The following is a 5,195-nucleotide window of genomic DNA, read 5'->3' on the forward strand; positions in this document are numbered from 1 at the left end:
AATTTCAATGGCAATATGAACGGCAATCTGTACGAAATTGCACACACGGATGACTTCGTCAGCGCGCGCCTGCCATTCATCGCGGCAGAGGGCCTTTCCAAATTTGACAACAAGGCCGATTTGAAGCTCGCCGACGATCAGATCGCCGCGCATGGGGTGGCCGGGGCGAGCCAGATGCTGGATCTGGATGAGTTCATTAAAATCTATGCGATGGAAATTCTTCTGAAGAGCTGGGATGGTTATGCCAACAACACCAATAACACCTATATCTATAATGACGTGAATGCCGTCGCGGCACCCGGTGTGAACGACGTCAAATTCAAAATGATACCGTGGGGTATTGACCAGATTTTGCAGCCCATTTTGCCTGTAATCTTCAGGGTGGCCCCCAGTGGGCTGATCGCGAAACTCGTACGCAACGACGCCGCGCGCCGTGCGCAATTGATCGACCAGATTCGGAGTTATCGGGACACCGTGTTCAGCCGGGAGACCCAACAAACTGTGCTGAAACCAATGATCGATCAAATGGAGGCATTACTCGTAGGGTTTGGTGTGCCCAATGCTGTATCAGAGATTGCGGGAGTGCGGCAGCAATTACAGCTGACCGGATCGGGCGCCGGCGCGGTCACGGGCGTCGCCCGCACCCCCGATCATCTGGATCTGTTCTGGGTCGGGCTGGACGGATCAGTCGGCAGCAACTGGTGGGACGCCGGCGCCAACAACGGCCGCTGGAACACCGCGTTCGAGATCGCCCCCGCGGGATCGGCCGTCGGCGCGGTCACGGCGGTCGCCCGCACCCCTGATCATCTGGATGTGTTCTGGGTCGGGCTGGATGGATCGGTCGGCAGCAGCTGGTGGGACGCCCACGCCAACAACGGCGCCTGGAACGCCCCGTTCGAGAGGTTCGGACCCTGATAAACAGACGCTCCTAGGTTCAGGCAACGATTTCGGCGGTTGACCTGGGTGGCTGGAGGGGCGTGGAAGATCTCGCGGGCGATAAAGCGTTTCGTTTTTCGTCCTTCCTTCTGCGAAGCGCCGCGCCATGTACTCGCGGGCGGGTTGGTGGCGACGCAGACGCATGACCTCCCGTGGCGATGAGACCGTCTGAGGTGCAGGCTCACCGCCCCTGCAGCAGGGCCGGGTTGTCAGCGGTAACGCGACCCGCCGACACACGTATTCTGTTGTCGACCTGAAGACAGGCTGGAGCGGACCGGGAAAGGGCAATAGTGGCGCTCGTCGTGCAAAAGTACGGCGGATCTTCGGTGGCCGACGCCGACCGGATCCGCCGGGTCGCCGAACGCATCGTCGAGGCCAAAAAGCAGGGTAACGACGTGGTCGTGGTGGTTTCGGCGATGGGCGACACCACCGACAACCTGCTGGATCTGGCTCAGCAGGTGTGCCCGGCTCCGCCGGCCCGCGAACTGGACATGCTGCTGACGGCCGGGGAGCGCATCTCCAACGCGCTGGTGGCAATGGCCATCGAATCGCTCGGGGCGCAGGCGCGCTCGTTCACCGGTTCGCAAGCCGGCGTCATCACCACCGGCGCCCACGGCAAGGCCAAGATCATCGACGTCACCCCGACCCGCCTGCAGGCTGCGCTCGACGAAGGTCGCATCGTGCTGGTCGCCGGGTTCCAAGGGGTCAGCCAGGACACCAGGGATGTGACCACGCTGGGCCGCGGCGGCTCGGACACCACCGCGGTCGCGCTGGCCGCGGCGCTGCACGCCGACGTCTGCGAGATCTACACCGACGTGGACGGGATTTTCAGCGCCGACCCGCGGATCGTGCCCAACGCCCGCCGACTGGACACGGTCACCTTCGAGGAGATGCTCGAAATGGCCGCCTGCGGGGCGAAAGTGCTGATGCTTCGCTGCGTGGAATACGCCCGCCGCTACAACATCCCGGTGCATGTGCGCTCGTCGTACTCGGACAAACCGGGCACCATCGTCACCGGATCGATCGAGGACATACCCATGGAAGAGCCCATCCTGACCGGCGTCGCACACGATCGCAGCGAGGCCAAGGTGACCGTCGTCGGTATCCCTGACTACCCGGGCTACGCCGCCAAGGTGTTCCGTGCGGTCGCCGACGCCGACGTGAACATCGACATGGTGTTGCAGAACGTCTCCAAGGTCGAGAACGGCAGGACCGACATCACCTTCACCTGCCCCCGCGACAGCGGGCCGGCCGCGGTGGAGAAGCTGGACTCCCTCAAGGACGAAATCGGCTTCAGCCAAGTGCTTTACGATGATCACATCGGCAAGGTGTCGCTGATCGGCGCCGGAATGCGTAGCCACCCCGGGGTCACCGCCACATTCTGCGAGGCGCTGGCCCAGGTTGGCGTCAACATCGATCTGATCTCCACATCGGAGATCAGGATCTCGGTGCTGTGCCGGGACACTGAACTAGATAAGGCCGTCGTCGCGTTACATGAAGCATTCGGCCTCGGCGGTGCCGAAGAGGCCAAGGTATATGCGGGGACAGGACGTTAGATGGTTGCGATAGGTGTAGTGGGTGCCACCGGCCAGGTAGGCCAGGTGATGCGAAGGCTGCTGGATGAGCGCGATTTCCCGGCGACCAGCGTGCGGTTTTTCGCATCGGCCCGTTCGCAGGGTCGCAAGCTGCCGTTCCGCGGCCAGGAGATCGAGGTCGAGGACGCCGAGACCGCCGACCCGACCGGTCTGGACATCGCGCTCTTCTCGGCCGGCGGGGCGATGTCGCGGGTCCAGGCGCCGCGGTTCGCCGCGGCCGGGGTAACGGTGATCGACAACTCCTCGGCGTGGCGCAAGGACCCGGACGTGCCGCTGGTGGTCTCCGAGGTGAACTTCGCGCGCGACGCGCATCGACGGCCCAAGGGCATCATCGCCAACCCCAATTGCACGACGATGGCCGCGATGCCGGTACTCAAGGTGCTGCACGACGAGGCTCAGTTGGTTCGGCTGATCGTGTCGAGCTATCAAGCTGTTTCGGGAACCGGACTGGCCGGGGTGGCCGAGCTGGCCGACCAGGCTCGCACCGTCATCGACGACGCCGAGCAGTTGGTGCACGACGGCAGCGCGCTGCAGTTCCCTGAGCCGAAGGCCTACGTCGCGCCGATCGCCTTCAACGTCATTCCGCTGGCCGGCAAACTCGTCGACGACGACTCCGGCGAAACCGATGAAGATCAGAAGCTGCGCAGCGAAAGTCGCAAAATCCTGGGTATCCCGGACTTGCTGGTCAGCGGTACCTGTGTCCGGGTCCCGGTGTTCACCGGCCACTCGCTGTCGATCAATGCCGAATTCGCCCAACCACTTTCGCCCGAGCGTGCCCGCGATATCCTCGCCGTTGCCCCAGGCGTGAAGGTGGTCGAGGTGCCGACGCCGTTGGCTGCCGCCGGCGTCGACGAGTCCCTCGTCGGCCGGATCCGTCGCGACCCCGGTGTGCCCGACGGACGTGGGCTGGCGTTGTTCGTCTCGGGTGACAATCTGCGCAAAGGCGCTGCCCTGAACACTATTCAGATCGCTGAGCTCCTCGCCGCTGAACTGTGAGGTGTGGGTGAGCGCTGCCCGCAAGATCGTGCGCTGCTCACTCATCGCAGGGCTGCTTATTCACCAAGGGTTTTCATTCGCTCACGCCGATCCGCCCGCTCCGATGCCACAGCCGGTCCTGCCGCCGCTGGTGCCCGGCGAGGTGATCAGGATCGGCCCGACCGCCGGAACCGGCACGCCCACCGGTGATTACGGCATCGGGGCCACCGACCTGTGCGTGTTCATGGAGTTCCCGACGCAGGTGGTGCAGGTCTGCGGCGACAGCTTCGCCGGCCAGGGCGTCGGCTTCGGCGGCTACTACTCGCCGGTCGCATTGCGGGTGGACACGTCGTCGGTCGACGACCCGGACGGAGTGAAATACACCGGGGTCACCGGTATCACCGAACCATTGCTGGCCGAACCGACGCCGCCGGGTGATTCACAGTTGCCTGCGGGCGTCGTGCAGATCAACCGGCAGAACTACTTGTTGGTCACCACCACCAAAGATCTGGTGCCGCAGAGCTCGAGAATCGTCAAAGCCGAACCATCACAAGGTCTTTGGCAGACGGTTGCGGGGTCGGTTCGCAATGGCGATTACGCGGCAGGCCAGCAATCGCAGGTCAGTGGCTACTACGACCCGATACCGACCGCGGAGTCACAGTCCGGCTGGGTGTACATCGTCGCCGACAACTTCGACCGCAGCCAGCCGGTGGTGCTGTATCGGGTCGCGCCGGAGAACTTCGGCGATCGGTCTCGGTGGCAGGGCTGGGCGGCGGGACCCGACGGTGGTTGGGGTAAGCCGCCAACGCCGTTGTGGGGTGACATGGTTGGTGAGATCAGCTTCACCCAGATCGACGGCAAGCCGGTGCTGTCGTATTTCAACGCCAGCACCGGAAACACGGAGGTTCGGGTCGCCGACGACCCGACCTCGCTGAGCAGTGCGCCGGTCACCACCGTCGTCCAGCACGACGAGTGGCCCGAACCCGCCGACAGCCTGCCGGACCCGCGCGACAACCGGCTGGCCCAGCCGTACGGCGGCTACATTTCACCGGGTTCGACGCTGGACGAGCTGCGGGTGTTCGTCAGCCAATGGCACAACAGCGATCCGCGGGCGCGTTCCCCGTATCGGGTGATCCAATTCGCGGTCAACCCATTCAAACCCTGGTCGGAGCCCTAATCAGAGTCTAATTCGAGACCGCGTTCAGTTCTGTTCGGGCCTGGTCGATTTGGTCGTATGCGTAGGTCGCCATCGCGGCGGTGGTCATCGTTTCACCCTTCCGGGCGAGCGATTCGTAGGTCTGATCGCCGAGGACCTCGCGGAGGTGCGCGATTGCAACGTTGATGTTGGGAAACGACGCGGCGGTCAGCGGACTGAATCCGAAACCGGCGATGGTAGCCGCCGGTTCGTGGCGTGCGAGCCGGTCGAAGAGGATTGCAAGGTTCGCGAACGGCGAACGGAGAGTGACTATGTTGCCGGAATCGTGCAATTGGCGGATCGCCAGACCGATGTGATCGAGCGCGGACAGCGGATCGCCGTGTTCGACTTCGAGTTGGGCAAGATTGGCAGCTATGTGTGTTTCGTTGAAGCGGTTGCCGCTTTCGTGAGCGACCCTCAGGCCACGGCGCGTCGCCTCCAGAGCGCGGTCGGGGTCAGTGTTACGCCACGCAAAGCCGTCGGCCATCAGCGCT

Annotated in this window: 4 protein-coding genes and 1 pseudogene; 4 read left to right on the forward strand and 1 reads right to left on the reverse strand. The window is 63.8% G+C overall.

The window, feature by feature from the left end; all coding sequences use genetic code 11:
• The 4 genes from VN856_RS25365 to VN856_RS25380 all read left to right on the forward strand — a co-directional run.
• A partial coding sequence (locus VN856_RS25365) for a CotH kinase family protein (protein ID WP_325694466.1) occupies positions 1-915 on the forward strand: 915 nt, incomplete at its 5' end.
• A gap of 311 nt (positions 916-1,226) precedes the next feature.
• On the forward strand, positions 1,227-2,492 hold the full coding sequence (locus VN856_RS25370; RefSeq protein WP_325694468.1) for an aspartate kinase: 1,266 nt from the start codon (positions 1,227-1,229) through the stop codon (positions 2,490-2,492).
• Positions 2,493-3,527: an aspartate-semialdehyde dehydrogenase gene (locus VN856_RS25375; protein WP_325694470.1), complete on the forward strand. Its 1,035-nt coding sequence runs from the start codon at positions 2,493-2,495 to the stop codon at positions 3,525-3,527.
• Positions 3,528-3,534: 7 nt separating this feature from the next.
• Positions 3,535-4,683 carry a DUF4185 domain-containing protein gene (locus VN856_RS25380; RefSeq protein ID WP_325694471.1) on the forward strand — a complete coding sequence of 383 codons (1,149 nt, stop codon included), beginning with the start codon at positions 3,535-3,537 and terminating at the stop codon, positions 4,681-4,683.
• Between the two features lie 7 nt (positions 4,684-4,690).
• Here VN856_RS25380 and VN856_RS25385 read toward each other — a convergent pair.
• Positions 4,691-5,195, reverse strand: a pseudogene (locus VN856_RS25385) (adenylate/guanylate cyclase domain-containing protein); the annotation flags it as partial.

The sequence above is a fragment of the Mycobacterium sp. genome (assembly GCF_035603715.1).
Lineage (GTDB): Bacteria > Actinomycetota > Actinomycetes > Mycobacteriales > Mycobacteriaceae > Mycobacterium.